Annotated in this window: 2 protein-coding genes; one reads left to right on the forward strand and one right to left on the reverse strand. The window is 60.5% G+C overall.

Annotation, left to right across the window (positions count from 1 at the left end):
* Positions 1-320 precede the first annotated feature (320 nt).
* A complete protein-coding gene (guaA, locus tag ACRXB1_RS32905) occupies positions 321-1,901 on the forward strand; it encodes a glutamine-hydrolyzing GMP synthase (RefSeq protein ID WP_062169810.1) in 1,581 nt (526 codons plus the stop codon).
* Positions 1,902-2,031: 130 nt separating this feature from the next.
* On the opposite strand, the gene ACRXB1_RS32910 is transcribed toward guaA, so the two are convergent.
* The coding region (locus ACRXB1_RS32910) for an outer membrane protein assembly factor BamB family protein (RefSeq protein WP_449494408.1) at positions 2,032-3,571 on the reverse strand (1,540 nt) is incomplete at its 5' end.

Genomic DNA, 3,571 nt, shown 5'->3' on the forward strand with positions numbered 1-3,571 from the left:
TGGCCGTTCTCTCGATCCTGTGACCGGCCGCGCGTTCGAGCCGGTAAGCAGCGGTCACAAGATCGATCCCGAGACCGGCCGGGCAATCGACCCGGTGACCGGACAAACCATCGATCCGGTGACGGGCGCCACGATTCGCCGCGATCCGCATTGAACGTCGTGAGCGGCAACTGTGCCGCTCCAAGTGTTTCCAAAGACGAGCGGCGTTAGACGCCGGCCGTTGATATTTCTGCGCGACGCGACGCGCGGGACACCGTTCCCGCCGCTTCGCGTTTCTGTTTTGCCAACCGTTTCCGCTCACTCGCCTTCTGGCCGCTGCCATGCACGACAAGATCCTGATTCTCGATTTCGGCTCCCAAGTCACCCAACTGATCGCGCGGCGCATCCGCGAATCGCACGTGTATTCGGAGATCCATCCGTACGACGTCGATGAAGCGTTCATTCGCGAGTTCGCGCCGAAGGGCATCATCTTGTCGGGTGGACCCAACTCTGTGACCGAGCTGAATTCGCCGCGCGCCCCGCAAGTCGTCTTCGATCTCGGTGTACCGGTCTTGGGCATTTGCTACGGCATGCAGACCATGGCCGAACAGCTTGGCGGCAAGGTCGAACTCGGCAATGTGCGCGAATTCGGCTATGCGGAAGTGCGCGCGCATAACCATACGAGTTTCCTGAACGGCATCGAAGATTTCCAGACGGCCGAAGGTCACGGCATGCTCAAAGTGTGGATGAGTCACGGCGACAAGGTGGCCGACATGCCTTTGGGATTCAAGCTGATGGCATCGACGCCGGCTTGCCCGATCGCCGCCATGGCCGACGACGAGCGCCATTTCTACGGCCTGCAGTGGCATCCCGAAGTCACGCATACAGTGCAGGGCCGCGCGATGCTCGATCGCTTCGTGCTGGAACTGTGCGCAGCGCGGCCGGATTGGGAGATGGGTCATTACATCGATGAAGCCGTCGAGAAGATCCGCGCCCAGGTCGGCGACGAACACGTGATCCTCGGGTTGTCGGGCGGCGTGGATTCGTCGGTGGCCGCGGCGCTGTTGCATCGCGCGATTGGCGCGCAACTGACGTGCGTGTTCGTCGATCACGGCTTGTTGCGGTTGAACGAGGCCGAGCAGGTCATGACGACGTTCGCCGATCACCTTGGCGTGAAGGTGATTCACGTCGATGCCAGCGAAGTGTTCTTGTCGAAGCTTGCCGGTGTCAACGATCCCGAAGCGAAGCGGAAGATCATTGGTGCTGAGTTCGTGGAAGTGTTCCAGACGGAAGCAAACAAGCTGAAAGATGCAAAGTGGCTCGCGCAGGGGACGATTTATCCCGACGTGATCGAGTCGGCGGGCAAGGGCAAGAAGGGTCACACGATCAAGAGCCATCACAACGTGGGTGGTTTGCCGGAGACGTTGAACCTGAAGCTGCTGGAGCCGTTGCGCGAGTTGTTCAAGGATGAGGTGCGCGAGCTGGGCGTGAAGCTTGGATTGCCGCCGGCGATGGTTTATCGGCATCCGTTCCCGGGCCCGGGGCTGGGTGTGCGGATCCTTGGCGAAGTGAAGCGCGAGTTCGCGGATCTGTTGCGTCACGCAGATGCGATTTTTATCGAAACGTTGAGGAATACGTTTGATAAGGAATCGGGCAAGTCATGGTATGAGCTGACGAGCCAGGCTTTCGCGGTGTTTTTGCCGGTGAAAAGCGTCGGCGTAATGGGCGATGGGCGCACCTATGAGTATGTGGTCGCCTTGCGCGCCGTGCAGACGCTGGACTTCATGACCGCGCAATGGGCGCATCTGCCTCATGAGCTGCTCGGGCATGTTTCGAACCGGATCATCAATGAGGTTCGCGGGATCAATCGCGTTGTTTATGATATTTCGGGGAAACCGCCGGCGACGATTGAGTGGGAGTGAGCTTCGAAGTTTTCACCAGCATCTCTTTCGCCATAAAGTGGAATGGACACCTGTAGAAGTTAGGCTGCAGCTTTAGTCTATCGTTTGGCTATAACGCGCGACGCCCCTCGGCATCGCGCGCAATCCCATCTCACTGCTTATCCGGCAACGCATAAGCCATCACGTAATCGCCCAGCTTGGTCCCGAACGACCCATGACCACCAGCCGCGATGACCACGTACTGCTTACCACCGGCCTCATACGTCATTGGCGTCGCCTGGCCTCCCGCAGGCAGGCGAGCTTCCCATAGCTGCTCGCCGGTATCGGTATTGAACGCGCGCAGATAGTTGTCCGCAGTCGCCCCGATAAAGAACACGTGACCCGCCGTCGTGACTGGACCACCGAGCATCGGCATGCCCATCTTGAACGGGATCGGGATGGGCGAGCTGTCACGCGTCGTGCCGATGCGCTTCTTCCAGATCACCGCATTCGTGCCCAGATCGACCGCCGATACATAACCCCACGCAGGTTGCTTGCACGGCAATCCCAACGGTGACAGGAACGGGTTCAGCGTCACCCCAAACGGCACGCCATATTGCGGCTGGACGCCGGTTTCGGTGCCCGTACCACTCTGGCCGGAGGCGGGAGGCTCGATCGGATTTTTAGGCCCGCGTGGAATGAGCCGCGAGACGAAAGGCAGCGCGATCGGATTGGCGATAGCGATGCGCCGGTCTGTATCGATGGCAAGTCCGCCCCACTCGAACATGCCGAGATTCCCAGGAAACACCAGCGTTCCTTGCTCAGAAGGCGGCGTGAACGGTCCTTCATAACGCAAACGATGGAACATCACGCGGCACACGAGTTGGTCGAACATCGTCGCGCCCCACATGTCCGCGCCGGTCAGGTTCTTCTTCGGCCTGAACGTGAGGTCTGAGAATGGCTGGGTCGGCGACACGTGATCACCCGTAGCCGCGCCTTGCGGCACCGGTTGCTCGGGTGCGGGCACGATCAGCTTGCCGGTGCGCCGGTCGAGCACGAAGATGTTGCCCGTCTTGGCCGGCGCATAGATCGCGGGGATGATGTTGCCGCTGCTGTCCTTGATGTCGGCGATGGTCGGCTGCGCCGGCAGGTCCATGTCCCACAAGTCGTGGTGGACGGTTTGATAGAACCAGGCGAGCTTACCTGTCGTTGCATTTAGCGCAAGCAGTCCGCTCGCATAGCGCTCCTGATCGGGCGTGCGATGGCCGCCCCAGATGTCGGGGGTCGTTACGCCCATCGGCAGATAGATGAGATCGAGTTTCGGATCGTAGGCTGAGGGAGCCCATGAGTTCGGCGAGTTCATCGTGTAACTATGCTGGTCGCCAGGAATTGCGTTGGGGTTGGACGCGCCGGGATCGAACGCCCAAAGAAGTTTGCCCGTGTCCACATCGAATCCGCGTATCACGCCGGACGGCTCGCGCGTTCCATAGTTGTCGGTGACGGCACCCGCAACGACGATGACCTTCGATGTAATGATTGGCGGCGACGTGGGCTCATACTGACCAGGGGTCTTGACCGGCTGCAGATGCTGCAGATCGAGCACGCCGTTTTCGGCGAAGGTGGCACAGCGCTGACCGGTGGCGGCATCGAGTTCGAACAGGCGGCCATCGTTCACCGGGAGGATGATCCGGCGCGAGCACGCGGGCAGGGCA

The organism is Caballeronia sp. M23-90, from assembly GCF_053574605.1.

Excerpts from the sequence above, each read along its gene's own strand:
- guaA (WP_062169810.1), top strand. The coding sequence starts at position 321 with ATGCACGACAAGATCCTGATTCTCGATTTCGGCTCCCAAGTCACCCAA.